Origin of the sequence: Luteimonas sp. gir (assembly GCF_037198055.1) — a bacterium.
GTDB classification, from domain to species: Bacteria; Pseudomonadota; Gammaproteobacteria; order Xanthomonadales; family Xanthomonadaceae; genus Luteimonas; species Luteimonas citri_A.
The window spans coordinates 13,983-38,971 of record NZ_JBBAXQ010000009.1 but is presented as its reverse complement, the minus strand read 5'-3'; the positions used below and the strand labels follow the sequence as shown (position 1 = coordinate 38,971).

22 protein-coding genes are annotated in these 24,989 nt (G+C 69.7%); 8 read left to right on the top strand and 14 right to left on the bottom strand.

Features of this window, described 5'->3' with window-relative positions; genetic code table 11:
• Positions 1-7 precede the first annotated feature (7 nt).
• A complete protein-coding gene (gene cysS / locus WAF18_RS12125; RefSeq protein ID WP_337245318.1) occupies positions 8-1,375 on the top strand; it encodes a cysteine--tRNA ligase in 1,368 nt (455 codons plus the stop codon).
• A gap of 495 nt (positions 1,376-1,870) precedes the next feature.
• Here cysS and fabF read toward each other — a convergent pair whose 3' ends face one another.
• The 8 genes from fabF to WAF18_RS12085 form a co-directional block, all read right to left on the bottom strand.
• Positions 1,871-3,109, bottom strand: coding sequence for a beta-ketoacyl-ACP synthase II (gene fabF / locus WAF18_RS12120; RefSeq protein WP_183425625.1), 1,239 nt, complete (start codon positions 3,107-3,109; stop codon positions 1,871-1,873).
• 154 nt (positions 3,110-3,263) lie between these two features.
• Complete coding sequence (gene acpP, locus WAF18_RS12115) at positions 3,264-3,503, bottom strand: acyl carrier protein (RefSeq protein ID WP_047137282.1); 240 nt, start codon at positions 3,501-3,503, stop codon at positions 3,264-3,266.
• Positions 3,504-3,634: 131 nt separating this feature from the next.
• Positions 3,635-4,378 (bottom strand): 3-oxoacyl-ACP reductase FabG, encoded by a 744-nt coding sequence (fabG, locus tag WAF18_RS12110; protein ID WP_183425626.1) that lies wholly within the window; start codon positions 4,376-4,378, stop codon positions 3,635-3,637.
• 136 nt (positions 4,379-4,514) lie between these two features.
• Positions 4,515-5,462 (bottom strand): ACP S-malonyltransferase, encoded by a 948-nt coding sequence (gene fabD / locus WAF18_RS12105; RefSeq protein WP_337245317.1) that lies wholly within the window; start codon positions 5,460-5,462, stop codon positions 4,515-4,517.
• Positions 5,463-5,601: 139 nt separating this feature from the next.
• A complete protein-coding gene (locus WAF18_RS12100; protein ID WP_337245316.1) occupies positions 5,602-6,396 on the bottom strand; it encodes a serine/threonine protein phosphatase in 795 nt (264 codons plus the stop codon).
• Between the two features lie 73 nt (positions 6,397-6,469).
• On the bottom strand, positions 6,470-7,453 hold the full coding sequence (locus WAF18_RS12095) for a beta-ketoacyl-ACP synthase III (protein ID WP_337245315.1): 984 nt from the start codon (positions 7,451-7,453) through the stop codon (positions 6,470-6,472).
• A gap of 183 nt (positions 7,454-7,636) precedes the next feature.
• Positions 7,637-7,831, bottom strand: a complete 195-nt coding sequence (rpmF, locus tag WAF18_RS12090) for a 50S ribosomal protein L32 (protein WP_183425630.1) — start codon at positions 7,829-7,831, stop codon at positions 7,637-7,639.
• Positions 7,832-7,853: 22 nt separating this feature from the next.
• Positions 7,854-8,372, bottom strand: coding sequence for a YceD family protein (locus WAF18_RS12085; protein WP_183425631.1), 519 nt, complete (start codon positions 8,370-8,372; stop codon positions 7,854-7,856).
• A 254-nt stretch (positions 8,373-8,626) separates the two neighbouring features.
• On the opposite strand from WAF18_RS12085, the gene WAF18_RS12080 reads away from it, so the two are divergent.
• On the top strand, positions 8,627-9,205 hold the full coding sequence (locus tag WAF18_RS12080) for a nucleoside triphosphate pyrophosphatase (protein ID WP_337245314.1): 579 nt from the start codon (positions 8,627-8,629) through the stop codon (positions 9,203-9,205).
• A gap of 283 nt (positions 9,206-9,488) precedes the next feature.
• Here the strand turns inward: WAF18_RS12080 and WAF18_RS12075 are convergent, their stop codons facing one another.
• The 3 genes from WAF18_RS12075 to WAF18_RS12065 form a co-directional block, all read right to left on the bottom strand.
• Positions 9,489-10,823: a DUF763 domain-containing protein gene (locus WAF18_RS12075; RefSeq protein ID WP_337245313.1), complete on the bottom strand. Its 1,335-nt coding sequence runs from the start codon at positions 10,821-10,823 to the stop codon at positions 9,489-9,491.
• Between the two features lie 73 nt (positions 10,824-10,896).
• A complete protein-coding gene (locus tag WAF18_RS12070; RefSeq protein ID WP_337245312.1) occupies positions 10,897-12,693 on the bottom strand; it encodes a DUF885 family protein in 1,797 nt (598 codons plus the stop codon).
• Positions 12,694-12,716: 23 nt separating this feature from the next.
• The gene (locus WAF18_RS12065) at positions 12,717-14,975 is read right to left on the bottom strand and encodes a DPP IV N-terminal domain-containing protein (protein ID WP_337245417.1); all 2,259 of its coding nucleotides are present in this window, start codon (positions 14,973-14,975) and stop codon (positions 12,717-12,719) included.
• Positions 14,976-15,208: 233 nt separating this feature from the next.
• On the opposite strand from WAF18_RS12065, the gene WAF18_RS12060 reads away from it, so the two are divergent.
• Positions 15,209-16,072: a C2 family cysteine protease gene (locus tag WAF18_RS12060; RefSeq protein ID WP_337245311.1), complete on the top strand. Its 864-nt coding sequence runs from the start codon at positions 15,209-15,211 to the stop codon at positions 16,070-16,072.
• Between the two features lie 265 nt (positions 16,073-16,337).
• Entirely contained in the window at positions 16,338-16,883 is a 546-nt protein-coding gene (locus WAF18_RS12055; RefSeq protein ID WP_337245310.1) for a hypothetical protein, read from the top strand.
• Here the strand turns inward: WAF18_RS12055 and WAF18_RS12050 are convergent.
• A complete protein-coding gene (locus WAF18_RS12050; protein WP_337245416.1) occupies positions 16,880-19,429 on the bottom strand; it encodes an excinuclease ABC subunit UvrA in 2,550 nt (849 codons plus the stop codon). The two genes, WAF18_RS12055 and WAF18_RS12050, sit on opposite strands and share 4 nt — an antisense overlap.
• Before the next feature lie 138 nt (positions 19,430-19,567).
• On the opposite strand from WAF18_RS12050, the gene WAF18_RS12045 reads away from it, so the two are divergent.
• Positions 19,568-19,894, top strand: a complete 327-nt coding sequence (locus WAF18_RS12045) for a DUF1778 domain-containing protein (RefSeq protein WP_337245309.1) — start codon at positions 19,568-19,570, stop codon at positions 19,892-19,894.
• A complete protein-coding gene (locus tag WAF18_RS12040) occupies positions 19,891-20,382 on the top strand; it encodes a GNAT family N-acetyltransferase (protein WP_337245308.1) in 492 nt (163 codons plus the stop codon). Before WAF18_RS12045 ends, WAF18_RS12040 begins: the two co-directional genes overlap by 4 nt.
• 22 nt (positions 20,383-20,404) lie before the next feature.
• Here WAF18_RS12040 and WAF18_RS12035 read toward each other — a convergent pair whose 3' ends face one another.
• Entirely contained in the window at positions 20,405-21,541 is a 1,137-nt protein-coding gene (locus WAF18_RS12035) for an acyl-CoA desaturase (RefSeq protein WP_337245307.1), read from the bottom strand.
• Positions 21,542-21,560: 19 nt separating this feature from the next.
• Positions 21,561-22,667 (bottom strand): ferredoxin reductase, encoded by a 1,107-nt coding sequence (locus tag WAF18_RS12030; RefSeq protein ID WP_337245306.1) that lies wholly within the window; start codon positions 22,665-22,667, stop codon positions 21,561-21,563.
• Positions 22,668-22,802: 135 nt separating this feature from the next.
• Between WAF18_RS12030 and fabR the strand changes: the two genes are divergently transcribed.
• Both fabR and WAF18_RS12020 read left to right on the top strand, forming a co-directional pair.
• A complete protein-coding gene (gene fabR / locus WAF18_RS12025) occupies positions 22,803-23,474 on the top strand; it encodes an HTH-type transcriptional repressor FabR (protein ID WP_337245305.1) in 672 nt (223 codons plus the stop codon).
• A 294-nt stretch (positions 23,475-23,768) separates the two neighbouring features.
• Positions 23,769-24,791, top strand: a complete 1,023-nt coding sequence (locus WAF18_RS12020; protein WP_337245304.1) for an XdhC family protein — start codon at positions 23,769-23,771, stop codon at positions 24,789-24,791.
• The last annotated feature ends 198 nt before the right edge of the window (positions 24,792-24,989 follow it).

Here is a 24,989-nt window from a genome sequence, read left to right as displayed (position 1 = left end):
GCACGCAATGTCCCTGCATCTGTACAACAGCCTGAGTCGTCAAGTGGAGCCCTTCGCCCCACTCGACCCCGCGTGCCCGACGATGTACGTCTGCGGCCCCACCGTCTACAACTACGTCCACATCGGCAACGCCCGCGGCCCGGTGGTGTTCGGCGTACTGGCCGACCTGCTGCGCCGCCGGCACGGCGCGCTGCGCTATGCGCGCAACATCACCGACGTCGACGACAAGATCAACGCCGCCGCAGCCGCCCAGGGCGTGCCGATCTCGGCGATCACCGACCGCTTCGTCGCTGCCTACCGCGAGGACATGGCCGCGCTCGGCGTTGCCCCGCCGGACATCGAACCGGCCGCGACCGCGCACATCGACGGCATCGTCGCGATGATCGAATCGCTGATCGCCGCCGGTCACGCCTACGCCGCCGAAGGCCACGTGCTGTTCGCGGTCGACACCTTCGCCGGCTACGGCAAGCTCTCGCGCCGCGACCCCGACGACATGCTCGCCGGGGCCCGCATCGAGGTCGCCCCCTACAAGCGCGGCCCAGGCGACTTCGTGCTGTGGAAGCCCTCGACCGACGCCCTGCCCGGCTGGGACTCGCCGTGGGGCCGCGGCCGCCCCGGCTGGCATATCGAATGCTCGGCGATGGCCGCCGCGCACCTGGGCACGACGATCGACATCCACGCTGGCGGCGTCGACCTGCAGTTTCCGCACCACGAGAACGAGATCGCGCAGAGCGAGTGCGCCCACGGCGGCGCGCCGTTCGCGCGCGTGTGGCTGCACAACGGCATGCTGACCTTCGCCGGCAGCAAGATGTCCAAGTCGTTGGGCAACATCGAGCGCGTACACGACCTCGTCCGCGCCCACCCGCCCGAGGCGCTGCGCTATGCGCTGCTGTCGGCGCACTACCGCCAGCCGCTGGACTGGTCGGACGCGTTGATCGAGCAATCGGTGCGCACCCTCGACCGGCTCTACGGCACCTTGCGCGACCTGCAGGAGATCGAGGCCGCGCCGGCGATCCCCGACAGCATCGAGCGGGCCCTCGACGAGGACCTCAACACGCCGGCCGCCTTGGCCGAACTGGCGCGCATCGCCGGCGAGGCCCGGCGCGCCGAGACGCTCGAGGCCCGCGCCACCCAAAAAGCCGCACTGCTCGGCGCCGGTCTGGCCCTGGGCCTGCTGCAACAGGCGCCGGCCGACTGGTTCGGCCGCGGCGCCAGCGACGACGACGACGCCCGCATCCAGGCCCTGATCGACGAACGCGTCGCCGCCAAGGCCGCGCGCGACTTCGCCCGCGCCGACGCGATTCGCGACCAACTGGCCGCCGAACGCATCGTGCTCGAGGACACCCCCCAGGGCGTGCGCTGGAAGCGCGGCTGACGAAAGCGCGCCGTCCCGCCTGTGGGAGAACGCCATATCGCGCACCTCCCCCGCACGCGGGGGAAGGCTTTTTCGTTCACCTCCCCCGCACGCGGGGGAGGGCTTTGATCGCTCGCCTCGCCGCACGCGGGAGGGCTTTGATCGCGCGCCTCTCCGCATGCGAGGGAAGGCTTTGTCGTTCACCTCCCCCGCTTGCGGGGGAGGTCGGCGCCGCAGGCGCCGGGTGGGGGCTGCTCCTGCGCGCGATGCGGGTGTCCGCTGCACTGCGCCCCCACCCAACCCTCCCCCGCACGCGGGGGAGGGCTTCGATCGCGCCGCCTCGCCGCACGCGGGAGGCCGCAATCGCACCGCCTCGCCGCACGCGGGAGGGCCTGGATCGTGCGCCGCACCGGCCTACGGAGGCGCTCTTTGATCGCGCGCGCAACGGGTTCTTGAATGCCATCAACGACAAGGCCCGCTTGCGCGGGCCTTGTCGTCCTCTGGATACCGGAGGCGTCAGACCTTGCGGAACACCAGCGAGCCGTTGGTGCCGCCGAAGCCGAACGAGTTCGACATCGCGTACTCGACCTGCACCTGCCGCGCGGTGTGCGGGACATAGTCGAGGTCGCAGCCCTCGCCCGGATGGTCGAGGTTGATGGTCGGCGGAATGATGCCGGCGTGCAGCGCCATTGCCGAGAACACCGCTTCCACGCCGCCGGCTGCGCCGAGCAGGTGGCCGGTCATCGACTTGGTCGAGCTGACCATCACCTTGCCGGCCTGGTCGCCAAGCACGCTCTTGATGCCCATCGTCTCGGCCAGGTCGCCGGCCGGCGTCGAGGTGCCGTGCGCGTTGATGTAACCGATCTGCGAGGCGTCGATGCCGGCGTCGGCGATCGCCGCGCGCATGCAGCGTGCGCCGCCCTCGCCGTTCTCGCTGGGCGCGGTCATGTGGTAGGCGTCGCCGCTCATGCCGAAACCGGCGACCTCGGCGTAGATGCGTGCGCCGCGCGCCTTGGCGCGCTCGTACTCTTCGAGCACCAGGATGCCGGCGCCGTCGCCCATGACGAAGCCGTCGCGGTCGCGGTCCCACGGCCGCGAAGCCGCGGTCGGGTCGTCGTTGCGGGTGGACAGCGCCTTCATCGAGCAGAAGCCGCCGACCGAGGTGGGCGTGGTCGCGAACTCGGCACCGCCGGCGATCATCACGTCGGCATCGCCGTACTGGATCATGCGCATCGCCAGGCCGATGTTGTGGGTGGCCGTCGTGCACGCGGTGACCGCGGCGATGTTCGGCCCCTTGGCGCCGGTCATGATCGAGACCTGGCCGGAAATCATGTTGATGATCGTGCTGGGCACGTAGAACGGCGAGATCTTGCGCGGGCCACCCTCGTGGTACTTGATCGCGGTCTCTTCGATGCCCTTCAGGCCACCGATGCCCGCGCCGATCGCCACACCGATGCGCTCGGCGTCCGCCTCGCGGATCTCAAGCCCGGCATCGGCGATCGCCATCAGGCCGCCGGCCACGCCGTAGTGCACGAAGGGGTCCATCTTCTTGATGTCTTTGGGCCCGATCCACTGTCCGGCATCGAAGCCCTTGACCTCGCCGGCGATGCGCGTGGCGAAGTTGGAGGCGTCGAAATGCGTGATCGGGCCGATGCCCGAGCGTCCGTTGACGATACCGTCCCAACTCGAAGCCAGGTCGTTGCCCAGCGGCGAGAGAATGCCGATGCCCGTGATGACGACGCGGCGCTTGGCCATGGTGAACTCCTGACGTGGATGCGGCGCAGATCGCGGCCGCCGATACGCACGAGGCCGCAGTGCGGCCTCGTGACAGATTCGGATCGGGCAGCCGACCGGCGGACCGGTCGGCACCTGCGCGCACCGCGGGGCGGCGCGACGCAGGACGCGGGCATCAGCCCTTGGCGTGTGCCTTGATGTAGTCGATCGCCTGCTGCACCGAGGTGATCTTCTCGGCTTCTTCGTCCGGGATCTCGCACTCGAACTCTTCTTCCAGCGCCATCACCAGCTCGACGGTATCCAGCGAGTCGGCGCCCAGGTCGTCGACGAACGAGGCGTTGTTGCTGACCTCGTCTTCCTTGACGCCCAGCTGCTCGATCACGATTTTCTTGACGCGCTCTTCGATGTTGCTCATAGGTCTTCTGCTCCGGGGAGGCGATTTGCGGTGGATAGTGTAAGGGAAAGCCGGGCAGCGGGCGCACCACCATCGAAGCCCTTGCCATTCAACGACTTGCCCTCGAAATCGGGAGGACGGTGACGGCCGTCTCAGGGCATGTACATGCCGCCGTTGACGTGCAGGGTTTCACCGGTGATGTAGGCGGCGGCCGGGCTGGCCAGGAACGCCACCGCCTGCGCGATGTCGTTCGGCTCGCCAAGACGGCCGAGCGCGATCTGCTCGGTCAGTGCGGCCTTGGAGGCCTCGGGCAGGTCGCGGGTCATGTCGGTGGCGATGAAGCCGGGGGCAACCACGTTGACTGTGACCCCACGCGAGCCGATCTCCTTGGCCAGCGACTTGCTGAAGGCGATGATCCCGGCCTTGGCCGCGGCGTAGTTGGCCTGGCCGGCGTTGCCGGTCACGCCGATCACCGAGGCGATGTTGACGATGCGGCCGCGGCGCGCCTTCATCATGCCGCGCATCACTGCCTTGGAGCTGCGGTAGACGCTGGTCAGGTTGGTGTCGAGGATGGCCTGCCAGTCCTCGTCCTTCATGCGCATCAGCAGATTGTCGCGGGTGATGCCGGCGTTGTTGACGAGGATCGAGATCGCACCGAACTCGGCGGCGATCGACTCGACCAGCGCCTCGATCGCGCCGGCCTGCGCCACGTCCAGCACGCGGCCATGGCCGCCATGCGCGGCCAGACGCTCGCCGATCTTCGCAGCGCCGGCCTCGCTGGTCGCTGTCCCGATCACGGTCGCGCCCTGCGCGGCCAGGGTGTCGGCAATCGCGGCACCGATGCCGCGGCTGGCGCCGGTGACGAGGGCGATCTCGCCCGAAAGCGGTGTGCTCATGGAATGCTCCAAAAAAAGACGTCGGGTGCGACGGATCTACAGCGGGGTCAAGGTCGATCGAAGTCACGGCGGACGGTGCGATCCCCGTCCGCCCTGCCCGCGATCCGCGCCGACCGGCCGATCCGCCGCCCGGGAATCAGGCGGCCCAATCGGCCAGGGCGGCGTCGAAATCGGCCGGCAGACCCAGCGCGCGCGCCTCGATCGACTTGTCGATGCGCTTGACCAGGCCCGCCAGCACCTTGCCCGGCCCGCACTCGGCGATACGGGTGGTGCCGCGCGCGGCCAGGGCCTCGACGCAACGCGTCCACTGCACCGGCAAGTAGAGCTGGCGCACCAGCGCGTCGCGGATCGCTCCGACCTCGTCGTGCACGGCCGCATCGACGTTCTGCACCACCGGCAGCGCAGGCGCTTGCCAGGTCATCTCGCCCATCGCGTCGGCCAGCCGGTCGGCGGCCTCGCGCATCAGTGGGGTATGCGAGGGCACGCTGACCGCGAGCTTCACCACCTTGCGTACGCCACGCTCGCCCAGCAACGCGATCGCCCGGTCGACGGCGTCGGCATGCCCGCCGATCACGACTTGACCGGGGGAATTGAAGTTGGCCGGTACCACCACCGAGGTGTCGGCCGACACCTCGCGGCACAGGGCCTCGACCATCGCATCCTCGGCGCCGATGACCGCGGCCATCGCACCGGTCCCGGCGGGCGCGGCGTCCTGCATCAGCTGCCCGCGCAGACGCACCAGGCGCGCGCCGTCGGCCAGCGACAGCGCATCGGCCGCGACCAGCGCGGTGTACTCGCCCAGGCTGTGGCCGGCGAGCACCGCCGGGCGGGCACCGCCGCGCTGCTGCCACGCGCGCCACACCGCGACTCCAGCGGCCAACAGCGCCGGCTGGGTGAACTCGGTGCGGCCCAACTCAGCTTCCGGCCCCTGCTGGGCCAGCGCCCACAGGTCCACGCCGGCACCGTCGGAAGCTTCCGCGAACGTGTCGATCACGATCGGGTGCTGCGCGGCCAGTTCGCCGAGCATGCCCAGCGACTGCGAGCCCTGCCCGGGAAACACGAATGCGAGTTGCGATGCGGTCACACGATCTTCCAGCGGAAAAAACCGGGGCGATGATAAGGGCCCGGGTACGACATTGTCTGTACTCAGGCGTATGCAGGGCGACGACGCGTGCGCGCGGTCACGCCCTCAGCGCAGCAGCGCAGCGGCCAGTCACGCAGGTTCAGAACAGCATCTGCAGCAGATCGATCTCACCATCATCGATCCAGTCCCACAGCACGAAGGCCAGCACCAGCAGCGGCAGCAACGTCGCGGCATGCACCACCAGGATCGAATGGGCGATATGCCGCGCCGAGCGCCCCAGCCACTGCATGCGCCGCGCCAGCCCCTGCAGGCGCCCGACCTGGCCCGCATGCCACGCGACCTCACCGGGCCCATCGCGCAGCGCCGGGGCAAGCAGATCGGCCAGCGCGTCGGTGCGTCCGTCGTAGTACTTGGCGATGCCGAAGGCGAACAGCAGCCAGTCGCGCGCCTGCGCCTGCGGCAGCGACATCACCTCGAGCGGATCTTCCTCGAAGTCGATGAAGCCCACGCGGCCAGCGTCGTCGATGGTGATGTTGCGCGGGACCATCTGCCCGAAATAGGCGCCGCGTGCATGCGCATCGGAGATCGCGGCGATCACCTGCCGGGTCAGCGCATCGATCGTGGCCGCGTCGCCATCGGCCGCACGCAGGCGTGCGGACAGCGTGGTGCCGATGTCGCTGAGCAGCAGGGTCGACTCGCCTTCCCCGAGCACCCGCGGCACACGGATGCCCAGGGCCTCGAGCTCGGCCAGACGGCGCGCCTCGATGGCCTTGGCTTCCTCGCCGCCGGGATGCGGCGGCGGGCGCAGCGCATCGATCTCCAGCTTGCGGACGACGGCGTCGAGCAGACCAAGGGTCAGCTTGCGGCTGTCTCCAGCCTCATAGGCCTTGAGCCAGGCCTCGCGCCCGGCGATGACGATCGATTGCACGCCCATGGCGGCGTCCTCCGTGCGATCGCAGCCGGTCCGCGCGGGGCCGGACCGGTCACGCGCGCGCCACGATCGGCATTCAGTAGCGCAGCAGCGCCGAACCCCAAGTGAATCCGCCGCCGAAGGCTTCCAGCAGCAGCAACTGGCCGCGCTCGACGCGGCCCGACCGCACCGCCTCGTCCAGCGCCAGCGGCACCGATCCCGACGAGGTGTTGCCGTGCCGGTCCACCGTCACGACCACCCGATCCATCGGCATATCCAGCCGCTTGGCGGTGGCTTCGATGATGCGCAGGTTGGCCTGATGCGGGATCAGCCAGTCGATGTCGTGGCGATCCAGACCGTTGGCGTGCAGCGTCTCGTCGACCACCGAGTCGAGCGCCTTGACCGCGTACTTGAACACTTCGCTGCCGGCCATGCGGATGCGCACGCCGGCATTGGGCTCGTCGGGCTTGAATCCGGCCGACACGCCGACCGGATTCCACAACAGTTCCTTCTTCGCGCCATCGGCATGCAGATGGGTGCTGAGGATGCCGGTCTCGCGATCGGCCTTGAGCACCACCGCACCGGCACCGTCGCCGAACAGCACGCAGGTGGTGCGTTCGGTCCAGTCGACCATGCGGGTGAGCGTCTCGGCGCCGACCACGAGCACGGTCTTCGCATCGCCGGACTTGATGAACTTGTCGGCGACCGACATCGCGAACAGGAAGCCAGAACAGGCCGCGTTGACGTCGAACGCGCCGCAGCCGCCCGCGCCCAGCCGCGCCTGCAGCAGGCACGCGGTGGACGGGAAGATGATGTCGGGCGTGGTGGTGCCGACGATGATCAGGTCGAGCTCGCTGGCCGAGACACCGGCCGCCTCCATCGCGCGGGTGGCGGCGTGGAAGGCCAGATCGCTGGTGGTCTCGCCTTCGGCCGCGATGTGACGCTCGCGAATGCCGGTGCGGGATGCGATCCACTCATCGCTGGTGTCGACAATCTTCGACAGGTCGTCGTTGGTCAGCACCTTCTCGGGCAGATAACTGCCGGTGCCTGCGATGCGGGAATAGATGCGTTCGCTGCTCATCGTGCGGACTGCCCTCGCCTCATGAACGTCTTGGAAAGGACGGCGGCGACCGGAGCGTCCGCGAATTCGCGAAAGCGACCGGCGCTATGCCGCAACGCGGCGCGTCGCCTGGAAAGCGTGATACTCAAAACGCTTGATACACGCCGAAGGGTCCGCCGCGACGCGACGGACCCGGAGAAGACCTCAGTCTTCCTCGACGATCCGCGTCTTGGGCTGGATCACCTGCTTGCCGCGGTAGTAGCCATCGGCCGTGACGTGGTGGCGGATATGGGTCTCGCCGGTCGTCGGATCGGTCGACAGCAGCTTGGCGCTCAGCTTGTCGTGCGCGCGGCGCTGGCCACGGCGGGACGGGGTCACTCGGGATTTCTGCACAGCCATGGGAATTGCTCCAGCAACAGGTTCAGTTGTTTCGTTCTTTCTTGAGATCCGCCAATGCCGCGAACGGATTGACGCGTGTTTCTTCTTCGGTCGACACCGGCCAATCGCGCTCGACCGTTTCCGACCCCGGGGCCGCCGGAATCAGCGGCACCGCGAGAATCAGCTCGTCCTCGACCAGCGTGGCCGGCGACAACATGCCGTCCTCGGGGACCAGCAGCGCTTCGTAGTCCGGAAGCAGCCCGGCCTCGTCCGCCTCGTCGCGGATCAGGCCCAACCGCTGCACCGTGCCGACCGGCAACACGAACCGCTGCAGGCTGCGCTGACACATCAGCGGCAGCATCGCGTCGATCCGCAGTTCCGCATACGGGATCTGCAGCGCGTCGCGACCGAACTCGATCGAACAGACGACATCGTCGGCCTCGGTATCGGCCAGGACGTCGCGCAGACGCGACATCGACGACAACGGAACCTTGGCTTCCAGACGGCTTCCGGCCGCGACCAGACGCCAAGCATCGACCAACTCGGGCATTTGCGCGGACATAAGCCGCTGAATGTTAAAGACGTGCCGAGAGCCTGTCAAATACGCCATCGCCCCGGAATCGTCTTCGACCGCCCGGCGATGCTGCCGTTATCGTTCGACACGGGCCGATCGCACTGCGGGCGCCGGCCGATGGGTCGGTATTGTAGCGGCGCGAGCGGCCACTTCGCGATCGCCCACCCATTCAGGCGATGATGACGGCGCACGCCGCGCCTCTCCGCTCCACCCGCCCTGCCCCCTGCTGCACAGGACCCACGATGCCCGCGCCCCTGATTCTCGGTTCCACCTCCCCCTACCGCCGCGACCTGCTCGCCCGCCTGCGCCTGCCCTTCGAATGCCGGCGCCCCGAGGTGTCCGAGACGCCAGCCCCGGGCGAGGACGCGCAGGCGCTGGCGACACGCCTGGCGCTGGCCAAGGCGGTCGACGTGGCGACCCATGCACCGGACGCCTGGGTCATCGGCTCCGACCAGGTCGCCGCGCTCGATGGCGCGCCGCTGGGCAAGCCCGGCGACCGCAACGGCGCCATCGTCCAGTTGTCGGCGATGGCCGGCCGCACCGTGGTGTTCCATACCGCGGTCGCCCTGGTCCGCAATGGCGAGCCGGCACGCCAGGCCCTCGATCGCACACAGGTGCGCTTCCGCACCCTCGACCGGGCGACGATCGAGCGCTACGTCGACGCCGAACAGCCCTTCGACTGCGCCGGCAGCTTCAAATGCGAAGGTCTGGGCATCGCCCTGTTCGAGGCGATCACCAGCGACGACCCGACCGCGCTGATCGGCCTGCCGCTGATCGAGACCGCCCGCCTGTTGCGCGAGGCGGGCTACGCGGTGCCTTGAGGATCCTGCGCGGAGCCGTGCCCCCACCCGGCGCGCAATGCGCGCCGACCTCCCCCGCAACGCGGAGGAGGTGACCCTACCGCAAAGCGCTGCTCGCCCTACGAGGCAACGCTCCCCGCAAGGTAGTGCCCCCAATCGCCGAATAACGCTCCCTCCCCCGCATGCGGGGGAGGGCTGGGGTGGGGGCGAACACCCCTGCCGATGCCTCACCCTGCCCGCGTGCGGGGCATTGCGCTCTTTACGGGTGCAGGGCTGGGGCGGGGGCAGACGCCTCGCGAACACCTCAACCCGCGCGCGACACGCCTGCGTCATCAACGGGCGGCTCCCAGCCGAACACGCTGCGTCCGCCGTAAGTGTGCGAGGCGGCGCGCTCCTGGGCCAGGAAGGCCGCCAATGACGGACCGCCCGCGGTCGCCTCCAGCGCGCGCGATTGCGCATCGAGCCGACGGATCGCCGCCAACCGGTCGTCGTTGCCGAGCTTGGCGCGCGTCACTGCGGTGCGCATCACCTCGATCGTGTGGTCCAGCACCTTCGTCGGCACCGGATACGGGTGTCGGTCCTTGCCCCCGTGCGCCAGCGAGAACCGCGCCGGATCACTGAACCGGCACGGCGTGCCGTGCACGACCTCGGCCACCAGCGCGAGCGCACGCACTGTCCGCGCGCCCACCCCAGGCACCTGCAGCAGCTCGGTGAAATCGCGCGGCCCACACTCGGCGGCCGCGGCCAGCGCGCCATGCAGCCGCCGCAGCACGACATCGCCACTGCGTACGTCGTGATGATCGGGCAGACTCAGGTGCGGCTGCAGCGGGGCCGCGTCACCACCGATGGGCGCGAACAGATCGCCGGTCGCGCCCGGCGTCGGCTGCGTCGATGTCGCAGGCCGAACACGTGCCGGCGCCGCACCCGCCGCCCGTTCCAACTGCCCGAATTCCTGCACCAGTTGCGCAGGCGCCATCTCCTGCAGCAGTGCGACCTGCGATGCGCGCGAGGCGGCCGCGCGCCGATCGGCGAGATTGACGATCCGCCCCTGCCCCGGCCCGTCGATCGCCGCATGCGGCGCATCGACGAAGCTCTCCAGGCCCTCGGACAGCCAGTGGTAGCGACGCGCCTGCCCTCGCCCGCCATGCATGCCCTGCTGGATCACGACCCACTGGCCGTCGTCGGCGACGATGAAGCCGTGCAGATAGAGATCGAAGCCGTCCTGCACCGCCGCGCTGTCGACCTTGGCGACCAGCCGGCTGGTGCGTGCCAGCGCCGTGCCATCGAGCCCGGTGCGCGCCCCGACCGCCAGCAGCTCGTCGGGGGTCGCCCGCGAGTGCCGCCCGCGCCCGCCGCAGACATGCAGGCCGAGTTCGCCCGACAACGGCGCCAGCCCGCGCTTGAGCGCGCCGACCACGCTGGTGGTGATGCCCGACGAATGCCAGTCCATGCCCATCACCGCGCCGAAGGCCTGGAACCAGAACGGATGCGCCAGCCGGCGCAGCAGCTCGGCACGCCCGTACTCGAGCACGATGGCCTCGCACAGCACCGCCCCCAGCCGGGTCATGCGCTGGCCCAGCCACGCGGGCACGCGCCCGCCATGCAGGGGAAGATCGGCGCTGCCGGTGCGTCGGGACATGCGCACAGCCTGCCGCGGCGACGTCTCAAACCGTGAGACCGCGCACCGGCGGTGCGCGCGCCTGCGCCGTCGGTCAGCCTTGCGCGGCCGGCTTCGCCTTCTCTTCCGCGATGAAGCGGCGCACCTCCGTCTCGAGCACCGGCAGCGGCACCGAGCCCAGATTCAGGATCGTGTCGTGGAATGGGCGCTGGTCGAAGGCCGGCCCGAGTTCGCGCTCGGCCTCGGCGCGCAGGTCGAGGATGGTCTTGTAACCGATGTAGTACGACAGCGCCTGGCCCGGCCAGGAGATGTAGCGGTCGACCTCGGTCACGACATCGTGCTTGGCGAGCGCGGTGTGGCTGGCGAGGTAGTCGATCGCCTGCTCACGCGTCCAGCCGTACTCGTGCAGGCCGGTGTCGATCACCAGCCGCGCCGCGCGCCACATCTCGAACGTGAGCCGCCCGAACTCTTCGTACGGCGTCTCGTACAGGCCCATGCGCGTGCCCAGCCACTCGGTGTACAGCCCCCAGCCCTCGCCGTAGCCGGAGAAGTAGGTTTGCTGGCGGAAATCCGGGCGTGCCGGCGCCTCGAGCGCGAGCGCGGCCTGGAAGCTGTGGCCCGGCGCGCACTCGTGCAGCACCAGCGCCGGCAGGTTGTACAGCGGCCGCGACGGCAGGTCGTAGGTATTGAAGAAACACGCCTCCAGCCCGCCGCGACCGGAGGTGTAGATCGGCGCGATGTCGTCGGCCACTGGCAGGATCGTGAAGCGGTAGCGCGGCAGCGTGCCGACGACGTATTGCAGCTGACCGTCGATCTTCTTGGCGATCAGTGACGCCTCGGCCAACAGCCCGCGCGGCGTGGTCGCATAGAACTGCGGGTCGGTGCGCAGGAACTCGATGAACTGCGCCAAGGTCCCGCTGAAACCGGCGCGCTGCTTGACCTGCTCCATCTCGGCGGTGATGCGCGCAACCTCGGCCAGGCCCAGGTCGTGGATCTGCCGCGGGTCCATGTCGCGGGTCACGTACTCGCGGATCTGCGCGCGATAGAACGCACGGCCGTCAGGCAGGTCGCTGGCGGCGATCGTGGTGCGCGTGCGCGGCAGGTACTCGCCGCGGATGAAATCCAGCAGCTTGCTGTACGCCGGGATCGCACGTTCCAGCACCACGCGCCGGCCTTCCTCGCGCAGCTGCGTGCGCGCCGGTTCGGGGATGGTCGCGGGAATGCGCTCGAAGGTCGCCAGCAAGGGATTGCCCTCGCCCGTCTGCACGTAGGGGTCGAGCGTGTTGTCGCGGCCTTCAAGCGTCGCCCGCGGCACGCTCCAGCCCCGCGCCAGGCCGCGCTCCATGTTGGCGATCTGCTCGTCGAAGTACCGCGGCACGTCCGACAGCCGGCCGATGAACCGGCGCCAGTCGGCCTCGGTCTGGAACGGCTGGCGCGGATTTATGCCGCCCCAGAAGAAGCTGTCGCTGTTGAACGGCGCCTCGTAGGTGCGCCACTGCGCGTTGGCGACATTGGCCTCGAGCGTGGCGCGGAACACCGCGGCATTGATGCGCTCCTCGCCGCCGAGCGCAGCGACGTCGATGGCATCGAGCGCGGCCAGTGTCTGTGTCCAGTAGTCGGCGCGGCGCGTCCAGGCCTCGGGGGTCACCGACGGCAGGCGGTCGCCCGATTGCCAGCGCCCGTCGACCTTCTCGCGCACGAACTCGCGCTGCCGCCACGCCCACTCCTGCGTGTAGAGCGCGCGCAGGGCGGCTTCTGCGGCGTTCGCCGGTGCGGCCAACGGCGCGGGAGGCGCGTCCTGCGCCAGCGCAGGCAGGGCGGCGCCGATCGCGAGCGAGAGCGACAGGGCGAGAACGGACAGCGTCGTACGACGACGCAGTGGCATGGACATCGGGCAACTCCTGGACAACGGATTCATGGGGTGGCGGTCGCGGCGCGGTTCCAGCGTGGCGGTGCGGCACCGAGCAGATGGCGGACGAAGACGTCGGCCTGGCGACGGTGGGCGTAGTCGATCGGCCCGCTGGAGCGGCCGACGGTATGGCCGCCGCCGGGGATGGCGAGCAGTTCGAAATCCTTGCCGGCGCGGATCAGCGCATCGGCGACCTGCATCGTCGAAGCCGGGTCGACGTTGTCGTCCTGCTCGCCGAGGATCAGCAGCAACTCGCCCTGCAGGCGGTGCGCATTGTCGACGCCGGACGCGCGCGCGTAGTGATCGCCCTCGCCTTCGGGCAAGCCCATCCACTGCTCGTTCCAGCTGATCTTGTCCATGCGGTTGTCGTAGCAGCCGTTCCAGGCCACACCGACCTTGTAGAACTCGGGATGGAACAGCAGCGCGCCGAGCGTGCTCTGGCCGCCGGCCGAGGCGCCGTAGATGCCCACGCGCGAGATGTCGTAGGCCGGATCGACCGCGGCCAGCGCACGGTGCCAGGCAATGCGATCCGGGAAGCCCGAGTCGCCCAGGTTCTTCCAGGCCACGTCGTGGAAGGCCTTGCCGCGGTGCGCCGTGCCCATGCCGTCGATCTGCACGACGATGAAGCCCAGATCCGCCAGCGCCTGCATGCCGATCTGCTTGTCGCCACCCGAGTGATAGCCGAACGGCCAGAACGTCTTGGGCACGAATGCATCGTGCGGACCGGCGTAGATGTTCTCGATCACCGGGTAGCGCCGCGCCGGATCGTAATCGCGCGGGCGCACCACCAATCCCCAGATGTCGGTGACGCCGTCGCGCCCCTTGGCGACGAACGGCTCGGGCGGTCGCCAACCGGCCGCACGCAGCGCTGTGACGTCGCCGCGCGCGATCTCCGCGACCAGGTGGCCGTCGGCACGGCGCAGTTCCATCACCGGCGGCAGGTCGACGCGCGAATATACGTCGACGTAATAAGCGCCATCGGGCGACAGTGCGATGTCGTGGTCGGCATCCGCCTCGGTCAAGCGCACCGGGTCGCCACCGTCGAGGCTGATGCGGAACAGTTGGCGGAAGTACGGATCGCGCCCGGCGTCCATGCCGCTGGCGGTGAACCAGACCTCGCGCTTGGCCTCGTCGACACGCAGCACGTCGCGCACGACCCAGTCGCCGCGGGTGAGTTGCTGGCGGATCGCACCACTGCGGCCGTCGAACAGGTACAGGTGACGCCAGCCGTCGCGCTCCGATACCCAGACGATCTCCTCGCCCAGCCCGTCGACCTCGTGGCGGAACCCGCGCCAGGTGTCGACGAACGTGGCGCTGGGCTCGGCGATCGCGACCCGGGCAATCGCCGCGCCATCGCCGGGCGGCATGTCGACCGCGATCACGTCCACGCGCTGGTGACCGCGATGCACGACCTCGAACGCGAAGCTGCCGCTGTCGCGACGCCACTGGATCGGCGAGAGCCGGTAGGGGTTGGCGAACGCCGAGGCGTCGATCTCCAACTGCCGGCCTTGCGCGATATTGAACAGCACCGGCCGCTCGATATCGACCCGGTCGCCGGGTTTGGGATAGAGCTGGGTGTGCACCCGCGGCTGGCGCTGGTCGCGCGGCGCGGTCTCCACCCGCACGACCTCGCGGCGATCGCCCGGCACGACGCGATAGACCGCCAACCAGCGCGAATCGGGCGACCAGGCCAGCGTCTGCGGATCGTCGAACGCCGCCGCACTCCCGCCGCTGCCACGCAGCACCACCTGGCCATCGGCGACCCGGCGCACGACGACGTTGTCGCCTTCGACCTGGGCCTCGTAACGGCCGTCGGGCGATGGTCGCGGTGTCGTGTCGGCGGCCACTGTGAGGTCGCGCACCACGCCGAATGCGCGCGGACGGCCCGGGCGCGCTGGCTTCGGCGCGCAGTGCGCGGGCTGCAGCGTGCAGCCCCAGCGCACGTCGCCGACCTGGAACGCGATCGCGCGACCGCCTGCCTCGTAGTCGAACGCGTCGAATGGCAGGTGCAGCGGATCATGGCGCGTGCCGTCGGCGCGACCCAATGCGGTCGCGATCGCGTCGTGGTCGAACGCGCGGCGCGCCCCGCCGCCGGCGAGGTCGTAGCGCAGGAACGCGAAGCCGCCCTCGACCGTCGCGCGGTAATGGAAGCGCCCGTCGTCGGTCCAGCGCGCCGGCCAGGTCACATTGCGCGTCAAGCCGCTCCACTGCGCGCGCAGTGCCAGCGCGCGCGCGTAGTCGTCGGCATCCGGCCCGGCCGCCATCACGATCGCCGGGAGCGCCAGCAGCGCCGCCACACCCCACGCGGCCAGCCGCCCCGCGCTCCCCTTGTCCGGTCGTGCCATCGTCCCCGTCGCTGCAGCGGCCCGATCGGCCGGTCGATGCTTGTGCCACAGCCAGGCAGGATCGGGCAACCGCCAGGCTAGGGTCCACCCCAATGCCCCGATCGGGCCGCGCGCGCTAGCCTTCCACCTGCTGACGATCGCCGAGGTCCACGATGCACATTGCCGCCCCCGACGCCCTCAGGGCCACCTTTCTGCCGCCGACGCTCGACCCCAAGTCTTCGCCCAAAGCCGAGACCCCCGAGCAGACCCCGTTCGTCCGCGGCGAAGACGACCGGCACACCGTCGATCCCAACGACATCCAGCAGGACGGCTACGGCAGCTGCGCGGTGCTGTCCACGCTGCACACCATCGCCCAGCACGACCCCTCGGTCATCCAGAACATGATCCAGGACAATGGCGATGGCACTTACACAGTGACGTTCCAGGAGAAGGTCGAGATCCTCGGCTTCGCCTTCTTCAAGCCGGTCGAGGTGACCGTCAGCGGTCTGTTCACCGGCGGCGCGGCGAATCCGGCGGACGTGGGCGCCAACGGCGAGGAAGTCTGGCCGGCCATCATCGAGGCCGCCTACGCCCAGCAGTACAAGGACGGCGACCTCACCTACGAAACCGGGGTCATGCCAGCCGACGTGATGGAACACATTCTTGGTGCGAAAGCGCAGACCGCCGGCACGGACGAGGTCTCGGCCGAGCAGATGCGCGGACGCCTCGCCGATGGCGAGGCGACCGTCGCCTGGACCCCGAGCTTCAAGGACGGGGACGGCAACTGGCTGCCCGAGATCACCGAAGAACAACAGGCGTTGATCGAGCACTACGGCATTGCCGGCGGGCACGCCTACGCGGTCAGCGAGGTCATTCCCGCGGGCACGTCCTATGTGGATCCCACGACCGGTGAGTCAGTCGTCGCCAACGAGGACGTGGTCGTGCTCGACAATCCCTGGGGCAGTTCCGACGTAGTCATGCCGTACTCGGGCTATCAGGAGGTCTACGGCTGGGTCAGCAGCGCGGCGACCGAGTAACGGCGACATCCTCCGCCTCAGCGACCTTGCCAGCGCGATGCGCACGTCGATACTGCTCTCCGGTCGCGACTGCAGATACCGGAACCGCGATCGCGGGCCGGTGCGGTAGCATCGGCCCATGCGATCGTTCCCGCGCCACCACACGCACGTCCGGTCTGTCCGCTCGGGGCCGCTGCTTGCCAGTGCGATGGCGCTTGGCATCGCGGCCGGGTGCACGGCTCCTACGCCGTCGTCGGCGTCCACTTCTGCTTCTTCCGGGGCTCCCATGCAAGACGATGTCCTCCAGATCCGCCAGGGTGCCGCCTCGACGTGGCAGGGCCAACGGCTCGGTTACGTCGGCGCCGACGGACGCGGCGGCGCCCTGCTTGATGTCTGGAGCGAGGCCGAGCCGGCCTGGTCGGTGCACCACCGCCTGCAGCCAGATGCAATCCTGCCCGCCGGCGGCCGATTCCTGCGGGTGTCGGAGATCCGTCACGGCGAACCCGGCGGCTGGATCGCCCTGTCGCCGGCGAGCGACACAGGTGCAATCGCACCCGTGCCACCCGAGCACGCGGTCCTGCCGCTGCATGGCAGCCTGGACATCGGATCGACCCGCCTGGAACTGGTAGCTCCCCCGGAGGCGAAGATCGCCCATGTCCGGCGCTGGCCCAAGCTGCAACCGCTGGCGAGGACGCCGGCCGACCAGATCGAGGCCCTCGAACTGCGCGTTGGCGATACGCTGACCGTCGGCAACCGCACCTTGCGTGTGGAACGTATCCAGTCCGACGCCGGCGAGATCGGCGCGTTCGTGGCGTTCTCGATCTCGCCTTAGTTGCGCGGCGGCTCGGGCGTCTGCACGTCAGACTGACGGCGTACGACCTCACCCATCGCCTCGCGCAGGAACGGCGCGGTCCGGCTGTTGCGATGCTTGGCGACGGCCGCCGGCGTCCCGGCCACGACCACATGGCCGCCCGCCGCCCCCGCGCCCGGCCCCATATCGACGATCCAGTCGCTGGCAGCCGCCACGCGCATATCGTGCTCGACGACGATCACGGTATTGCCCGCGTCCACCAGCCCGTGCAACTGCGTCATCAACGTGTCGACATCGCTCGGGTGCAGGCCGGTCGTCGGCTCGTCGAGCACATAGACCGTGCCGCGCCGCTGCGCGCGTTGCAACTCGCTGGCCAGCTTGATCCGCTGGGCCTCGCCGCCGGACAGTTCGGTCGCCGGCTGGCCCAGCCGCAGATAGCCCAGGCCGACTTCGAGCAGTACCTGCAGCGGTCGTGCGATCGCGCTGTCGTCCTCGAAGAACGCCGCCGCCTCGGCGACGGTCATGCCGAGTACGTCGGCGATGGTCTTGCCGCGCAGCGTGATCGCCAGCGTCTTCGCATCGAAGCGGCTGCCGTGACAGGTCGGGCACGGCGCGTAGACGCTGGGCATGAACAGCAGTTCCACACTGACGAAGCCCTCGCCCTCGCAGGTCGCGCAGCGCCCTTTGGCGACATTGAACGAGAAATGCCCGGCATCGAAACGGCGACGGCGCGCGGCCGGGGTGTCGGCGAAGCGCTTGCGCACATGGTCGAACAGGCCGGTATAGGTCGCCAGGTTCGAGCGCGGCGTGCGCCCGATCGGCTTCTGGTCCACCCGCACCAGTCGGCGCACGACGTCGAGCCCGCCAACGATCCGGCCCTCGAGCGATGTCTCGGCACCGCGCTCGAGCGGGTCGAGTGGCGCCTCGTCGGCATCGCCGGCCTGGCCCAGGTGCGCGCCCAGCAACTCCACCAGCGCCTGGCTCACCAGTGACGACTTGCCCGACCCGCTGACGCCGGTGACAGTCGCAAATACACCCAGCGGCAGGTCGACATCGAGCCCGCGCACGTTGTTGCGCACGATGCCGCGCAGTTGCAACCAGCCGGTCGGCGCGCGCAAGCGGCTGGCCTCGGGCGCGTGCCCGGCGAACAGATAGCGCCGCGTCGCCGAGGCCTCGACGTCCGCCAGGCCTGCCGGCGGTCCGCTGTAGAGCACCCGGCCGCCCTGCTCGCCCGCGGCCGGCCCGACATCGACGATCCAGTCGGCATGCCGGATCACATCAATCTCGTGCTCGACCACGAACAACGAATTGCCGGCGCTCTTGAGCTGGTCGAGGGCGCGCAGCAGCGCCTGCGCATCGGCTGGATGCAGGCCGGCCGAGGGCTCGTCCATCACGTAGACCACACCGAACAGCTGCGAGCGGATCTGCGTGCCCAGGCGCAGCCGCTGCAATTCGCCCGGCGACAGCGTCGGCGTGCTGCGCGCGAGCGTCAGATAGCCCAGCCCCAGGTCCTGCAGCACCGCGATGCGCGCCAGCAGGTCCTGCGCGATGCGCTGCGCGGCCAGCGCCTGCTCGGGATGCGCACGGGCATGGGTCTTGCCGGCCGCGGCCGGGGCCAGCAGGCCGGCAAGTTCATCCAGCGGGCGCTGCGAGAACGCGGCGATGTCCAGCCCGGCAAACGTCACCGACAGCGCCTCGCGGCGCAGGCGCTTGCCGTGGCACTCGGGGCAGTCGACGCCGATCAGGTATTGCGCCGCGCGCTTCTTCTGCTGCGGGCTCTGGGTATTGGCGAAGGTGTGCAGCACGTGGCGCCGCGCACTGGTGAAGGTGCCCATGTAGCTGGGCTCCATTTTCTTTTTCAGCGCACGCTGCACCTCGTCGAGGCTGAAGCCGGCATAGACCGGCACCACCGGTTGCTCGTCGGTGAACAGGATCCAGTCGCGGGTCTTCTTCGGCAGCGTCGACCACGGCACATCGACGTCGATGCCGAGCGTGGTCAGGATGTCGCGCTGGTTCTGGCCGTGCCAGGCGCCCGGCCACGCCGCGACCGCGCGCTCGCGGATCGTCAGGCTGCGATCGGGGACCATCGACGCCTCGGTCGCGTCGTAGATGCGGCCCAGCCCGTGACAGGTCGGGCAAGCGCCGGCCGGGGTGTTGGGCGAGAACCCGTCGGCGTAGATGATCGATTGCCCCGGCGGGTAATCGCCGGCGCGCGAATACAGCATGCGCAGCGAGTTGGAGATCGTCGTCAGACTGCCCACCGACGAGCGCGCGGTCGGTGTGCCGCGCGCCTGCTGCAGCGCCACTGCCGGTGGCAGGCCCTCGATCGCATCGACCTGCGGCACGCCCGCCTGGTCGATCAGCCGGCGCGCATAGGGCGAAATCGAATCGAGATAGCGGCGCTGCGCCTCGGCAAACAGCGTGCCGAAGGCCAGCGACGACTTGCCCGAGCCCGACACACCGGTGAACACCACCAGCGCATCGCGCGGGATGTCGACATCGACGTCCTTGAGGTTGTGCTCGCGCGCGCCACGCACGCGCACGCAGTGCGCGGGACCGGGCGGCATCGACGACGGCGACTTGGGCATGGGGCGGCCTGACAAGCGGAAGCGGCCGGCATTATCGGCCCGCCGCCGTGTCGGCGGCGTCGGCCGGCGCTCCGGCCCACGTAACGACACCGTCATTACACTTGTGCGATGATCATCTTGTTCATCGACCGTCCCGACACCATGCCCATCGCCAGCCGCCCACCCGTCAAGCGCGAGACCCTGAATCTGCGGATCCGGGCCGAGGACCGGGCGCTGATCGATCGCGCCGCCAAGAGCCGGGGCAAGAACCGCACCGATTTCGTGCTGGCAGCCGCCCGCGCCGCTGCCGAGGAAGCATTGCTCGACCAGGCGACCTTCCATGTCGACAGCAAGGCCTATGCCGCCTTCCTGGCACGGCTGGACCAGCCGCCCGAGCCAAATGACCGGTTGCGTATCACGATGCAGACCCCGGCGCCCTGGGACAGCTCCACGCAGACGCGATGACGCTCGCTGCCCCCGAGCCGTTGACCGCTCTGCATGATGTCGACGCATTCGACTCGGGCGAGGACGGGCTGGACCGGTGGCTGCGACGACGCGCGCTCGCCAACCAGACCAGCGGTGCGTCGCGGACCTTCGTCGCATGCGACGACAGACACGTCATGGCGTACTACGCACTGGCCTCGAGCGCAGTCGCCGTCGCCTCGGCGCCGGGCCGCTTCCGGCGCAACATGCCCGAGCCGATCCCGGTGGTCGTCCTCGGCCGCCTGGCGGTGGATCGGTCGCTGCAGGGGCGCGGCATCGGACGCGCGCTCGTCCGCGATGCCGCGCTGCGCGTCCTGCAGGCGGCCGACGCCATCGGCATCCGCGGCCTACTGGTGCACGCGCTGTCGCAAGACGCCGCCCGCTTCTACCGGCAGGTGGGATTCGAGCCTTCGCCGCTCGATCCGATGCTGCTGATGGCGACCCTGAGCGACCTGCGCGCGAGTCTTTGACCGCGCGGCGCTTGCCGGCCCGTCAAGCCTGCTGCGGCGCGCCGACCAGCGGCGCGGCGGCGCGGCGCGGCCGGCTCGGAAAGGCATGCCGCACGATCCGCCAGGTCACCTGGCCGAACTGCCGCAGCAGCGAGCCGGTGTTGTAGGGCTGGCCATAGCGCGCACAGATCTCGCGCACCTCGACCGCCATTGCGCCATAGCGATGCGCCGGCACGTCGGGATAGAAGTGGTGCTCGATCTGGTGGCTCAGGTTGCCGGTCAGCAGGTGCATCAGCCGGCCACCGCCGATGTTCGACGAGCCGCGCAACTGGCGCAGGTACCAGTGGCCGCGGGTCTCCTGGCGCAGGCAGTCCTTCGGGAACACCTCGGCATCGGCGGTGAAGTGGCCGCAGAAGATCACCACGAACGTCCAGATGTTGCGCAGGCCGTTGGCGACCAGGTTGCCCAGCAGCACCGGCAGGAAGAACGGCCCGGCCAGCGCCGGGAACAGCACGTAGTCCTTGAGCAACTGCCGGCCCATCTTGCGGCCAACCGGCGCGAAATCGCGCGCGAGCTTGCCCTTGGGCATCTTGCCAGCGAACCAGCGACCGACCTTCAGTTCCTGGATCGCCACACCCCACTGGAAGTACAGCGCGAACACCGGCGCGATCAGCGGCTGCAGCAGGTAGAACGGCTTCCAGCGCTGCTCGGGAAAGATCCGCAGCAGGCCGTAACCGATGTCGTCGTCCATGCCGCGCACATTGGTGTAGGTGTGATGGCGGTAGTTGTGCGAATGCCGCCAGTTGTCGCCGGTCGCCACGATGTCCCACTCGTAGCGCTGGCCCTCGAGCTGCGGATCGCCCATGAAGTCGTACTGGCCGTGCATCACGTTGTGCCCGACCTCCATGTTCTCGAGGATCTTGGCCAGCGCCAGCAGCAAGACGCCCGCCGGCCACGCCGCCCACAGGACCCACGGCACGAACGCGCCGGCGACCGCACCGAGCATCAACAGCGCGCGACCGGCCAGGCCCGTCCAGCGCACCGCAGCAACGACCCGACGGATGTAGTCGGCATCGACCTTGCCCACCTGCGCCATCGTGCGCGTGTGCAGCGCATCGAGTTCGGTGCCGAAGGCTTCGAGTTCCTGCGCGCCCAATCGGCGGGCGGTGGTCTTGGACATCAGGGAGCTCCGCAAATTTCTACAGATCGAGAACGAGATCGGTGACCGCGCTGCTGACACACAGCTTCAGCGCGGCCGAGGGCTCGCCGTGGACGTGACCGGTGCGCAGGTCGCGCGCAGCGCCGGCGGCCTTGCCGCAGGCGCAGGTGTTGCAGATGCCCATGCGGCAGCCCGACCGGGGCTTGAGCCCCTCGGCTTCGAGGGCGGCAAGCAGGTTGGTGCCGCGCGGCAGTACAAGCGCGCGTCCGCTGCGCGCCAACTGCACCGACACCGTGCCGGTGTCGTCGACCGGCGGGCTTGGCGGCGGTGTAAAGGCTTCGCTACGCAAAAGCGGCACGCGCCCGTCGAGCAGCGTCTGCGCGGTGGCGACAAAGCCGCCGGGCCCGCAGGCATAGACCTGGCGCTGCGCAAGATCGGGCACCAGCGTGTCCAACAACGCAGCATCGATGCGGCCCGCCGTTTCGTCGTCAACCGCCGGCACATCGCCCGTCAGGAGGAAGCGCACGTCGAAGCCGGCATGGCGTGCGGCCAAGGTCCTGAGCTCCTCGACGAAACAGGCTTGCGCGCGATGACGCACCCAGTACAACAGCGTCACCGGCACCGGCATGTCCTGCGCGGCGAGTTGCCGGATCAGCGCCATCATCGGCGTGATCCCGCTGCCAGCGGCCAGCAGCAGCCAGCTGCCCTGCGGCGCCTCGGGCAGCACCAGGTCGCCGAAGCCCGGACCGATATCGAACACATCGCCACGCCGTGCGCGCTCGAGCAGATGCCCACTCACGCGACCGCCCTCGACCTGCTTGACCGTGATCGTCAGCCTGCCATCGGCCGCCACCGGCGCATCGAGGCTGTAGCTGCGCGTGATGCGCACGCCGTCGATCTCGACACCGAGATTGACGTGCTGGCCCGGCTGCGCCCCCGTCCAGTGGCGATTGGGCTGCAAGGTCAGCGTGACCGCTCCATCGGCGGCCGGCACCCGGCCGACGACCCGTGCGAGCGGCCGCTCCCAGGTCCACGTGGGATGCAGCCGGCGGGCCCAGAAGTCGAACACCGGGGGCGCGACGAAGGGCGCGGCGAGCCGACGAAGCGGGCTGCGCGTGCGGGAGGCACACTGGGAGACGGCGGACATGGCGCGACTGTACAGGCATCCGCACAGGCGTGTATACAGTTGTGCATTAATTGTTCAGCGCGCCGTTTCCCGCGGTCAGGCGGACGTTCCCCGCTGCACTGTTATGCTGGTCGCCCGCTTCACCTGGCTTCCCCTTTGACCGTCACCGCTCCCGCGCCCGCCGGCGATCCCGCCGCTCAGGACGGTCAACCCGGCCGCAAGCCGACCATCGTCCGCGATGACCTGATCGCCGCAACACTGCGCCTGATCGGTCCGCACCGCAGCGTCTCGACGCTGAGCCTGCGCGAAGTCGCGCGCGAGGCGGGCATCGCCCCGAACAGCTTCTATCGCCAGTTCCACGACATGGACGAACTGGCCGTCGCGCTGATCGACCAGGCCGGCGAATCGCTGCGCCGCATCGTCGGCGACGCCCGCAAGCGCGCGGTCTCGGGACGCAGCATCGTGCGCGGTTCTCTGGAGGCGTTCATGGAACGCCTGCGCGCAGACGACAAACTGCTGCATGTGTTGCTGCGCGAAGGCACCGTGGGCTCGGACGCGTTCAAGCGCGCGGTGGACCGGCAATTGCATTTCTTCGAGGACGAACTGCGCGCCGATCTGGTGCGCATCGCCGCCGCGCAGGGCGCGGCCTTCCACGAACCCGCGCTGGTGGCCCGGGCGATCACCCGCCTGGTGTTCGCGCTGGGCGGCACCGCGCTCGACTCTCCGCCCGAACGCGACGACGCGCTGGTCGACGATCTCGCGAAGATGATCCGCATGCTGCTGCGTGGCGCCGCCGCGGTCGGCGCCGATCGCGCGCACCGCGGCTAGCGCGCGCGCAGAGCCCTGCCCCCACGCGCCGCAAGCGCGGCGACCTCCCCCGCAGGCGGGGGAGGTGATCTGCGCGCGGCGGTGTTTTTGCTCCTTCCCCCGCTTGCGGGGGAAGGTTGGGATGGGGGCCGCCTTGCCCGAAGCGCTCAACCTGCCACCCGCACCACCTACAACCCCCCTTCACACCCACTGATGGAGGCTGGCTGCTCTTTCGCTTCTGTCCGGCATCGCGCTCCGCTGCCGGCGCTCCCGATCCCGATGGCCGCAGTCGCTCCCCTGCTCCGCACGTCGCCGATGCCGATGCCGATGCCGACCGTACCGGCATCGACGCCACGTCCGCAGGCGCCGCCCTCCCGCTTTGCGGACGGCGACCCCGGCGCGGTGCTGCAGGCAGCGCGCGATGCGCTGGCGGCAGGGACGCGCCCGGTGCTGGCGATCGTCGTCGAAACCGAGGGCTCGACCTATGCCGCGCCTGGCACGCTCGCACTGTTCGGCGAGGCCCTGCAGCACGGCTGGATCAGCGGCGGCTGCCTGGAACCCGAGATCGCGCGTCTGGCGATGGCGGCCGCGGCCGGTGAACGCGTGGGCTGGCTGGAGATCGACACCACCGACGATGGTGCGCTGTTCCTGGGCTCGGCCGTGGGCTGTCGCGGCCGCCAGCTGATCGCCTTGTTGCCGCTCGCTGCGCTAGACGACATCGACACCGCACTGCAGGCCTGGCTCGCCGAACACCAGGACCTGACGATCACGCTCGATCGCGAAGGCGCCATCGACTGGCGCATCGGCGCACGCCGATGGCAGTGGCGCCTGCCCAGCGGGCCGGTGCCGCCCTCCGAAGTGGACCACTGGCCAATCAGCGTGCGACGCATGCCGTCCGCGCTCGTACTCGGCACCGGACCGGAAACGCCGGTGCTGGTGCCGATGCTGCGCACGCTGGGCTGGCGTGTGGTCATCGCCGAGGCCCGCCCCGCCTGGCGCGCCCGCGTCGCGCCGGACATCGACGTGATCGAGGTCCCCCCCACCGCCGCGATCACCGCCCACGCCGATGCCGACGTTGCGCTGGTCATGCACCACGGCTTCGAGGCCGACCGCGATGCACTCGAAGCACTGGCGGCCTCGCACATTCCCTTCATCGGCCTGCTCGGGCCCGAGCGTCGGCGTCGCGACCTGTTCAAGTTGCTGCGCGCTCAAGATCGCGATGCGCTCGCCGAGCGCCTGCAGTCGCCGGTCGGTGTTCCCGGCTGCGGCCGCGGCGCGGCGGCGATTGCGTTGAGCATCGCCACGCAACTGCAGCTCTGGCGCGGCGCACACGCGTAGGCGCCCACAATTGCATGTCACGGTCGCGGTCTACACGCGCCGAATCAACGCCCGCGAGCATGCAGGCCCCTGTGCAGCTGAGATCGGTGGCGGTCGCGACCGGTGGGCCCCCACCGCCAGCACGCCGCAAGTCCGCAGATCGCATCTGCTTGCGGCGAATGAATAGGCATGCCGCGCACGCCGATCAACAACCCGCTG

Bases quoted from the DNA above. Each gene is read 5' to 3' on its own strand.
- WAF18_RS12035 (WP_337245307.1), bottom strand. From the start codon at position 21,541: ATGTCCAAGACCACCGCCCGCCGATTGGGCGCGCAGGAACTCGAAGCC.
- WAF18_RS12040 (WP_337245308.1), top strand. From the start codon at position 19,891: ATGACGCTCGCTGCCCCCGAGCCGTTGACCGCTCTGCATGATGTCGAC.
- WAF18_RS12085 (WP_183425631.1), bottom strand. From the start codon at position 8,372: ATGTCCGCGCAAATGCCCGAGTTGGTCGATGCTTGGCGTCTGGTCGCG.
- cysS (WP_337245318.1), top strand. From the start codon at position 8: ATGTCCCTGCATCTGTACAACAGCCTGAGTCGTCAAGTGGAGCCCTTC.
- fabF (WP_183425625.1), bottom strand. From the start codon at position 3,109: ATGGCCAAGCGCCGCGTCGTCATCACGGGCATCGGCATTCTCTCGCCG.
- WAF18_RS12095 (WP_337245315.1), bottom strand. From the start codon at position 7,453: ATGAGCAGCGAACGCATCTATTCCCGCATCGCAGGCACCGGCAGTTAT.
- rpmF (WP_183425630.1), bottom strand. From the start codon at position 7,831: ATGGCTGTGCAGAAATCCCGAGTGACCCCGTCCCGCCGTGGCCAGCGC.
- WAF18_RS12055 (WP_337245310.1), top strand. From the start codon at position 16,338: ATGCAAGACGATGTCCTCCAGATCCGCCAGGGTGCCGCCTCGACGTGG.
- WAF18_RS12065 (WP_337245417.1), bottom strand. From the start codon at position 14,975: ATGGCGGCCGGGCCGGATGCCGACGACTACGCGCGCGCGCTGGCACTG.
- WAF18_RS12070 (WP_337245312.1), bottom strand. From the start codon at position 12,693: ATGTCCATGCCACTGCGTCGTCGTACGACGCTGTCCGTTCTCGCCCTG.
- WAF18_RS12050 (WP_337245416.1), bottom strand. From the start codon at position 19,429: ATGCCGCCCGGTCCCGCGCACTGCGTGCGCGTGCGTGGCGCGCGCGAG.
- acpP (WP_047137282.1), bottom strand. From the start codon at position 3,503: ATGAGCAACATCGAAGAGCGCGTCAAGAAAATCGTGATCGAGCAGCTG.
- fabG (WP_183425626.1), bottom strand. From the start codon at position 4,378: ATGAGCACACCGCTTTCGGGCGAGATCGCCCTCGTCACCGGCGCCAGC.
- WAF18_RS12060 (WP_337245311.1), top strand. From the start codon at position 15,209: ATGCACATTGCCGCCCCCGACGCCCTCAGGGCCACCTTTCTGCCGCCG.
- WAF18_RS12075 (WP_337245313.1), bottom strand. From the start codon at position 10,823: ATGTCCCGACGCACCGGCAGCGCCGATCTTCCCCTGCATGGCGGGCGC.
- WAF18_RS12100 (WP_337245316.1), bottom strand. From the start codon at position 6,396: ATGGGCGTGCAATCGATCGTCATCGCCGGGCGCGAGGCCTGGCTCAAG.
- WAF18_RS12080 (WP_337245314.1), top strand. From the start codon at position 8,627: ATGCCCGCGCCCCTGATTCTCGGTTCCACCTCCCCCTACCGCCGCGAC.
- WAF18_RS12020 (WP_337245304.1), top strand. From the start codon at position 23,769: ATGCCGATGCCGATGCCGACCGTACCGGCATCGACGCCACGTCCGCAG.
- WAF18_RS12030 (WP_337245306.1), bottom strand. From the start codon at position 22,667: ATGTCCGCCGTCTCCCAGTGTGCCTCCCGCACGCGCAGCCCGCTTCGT.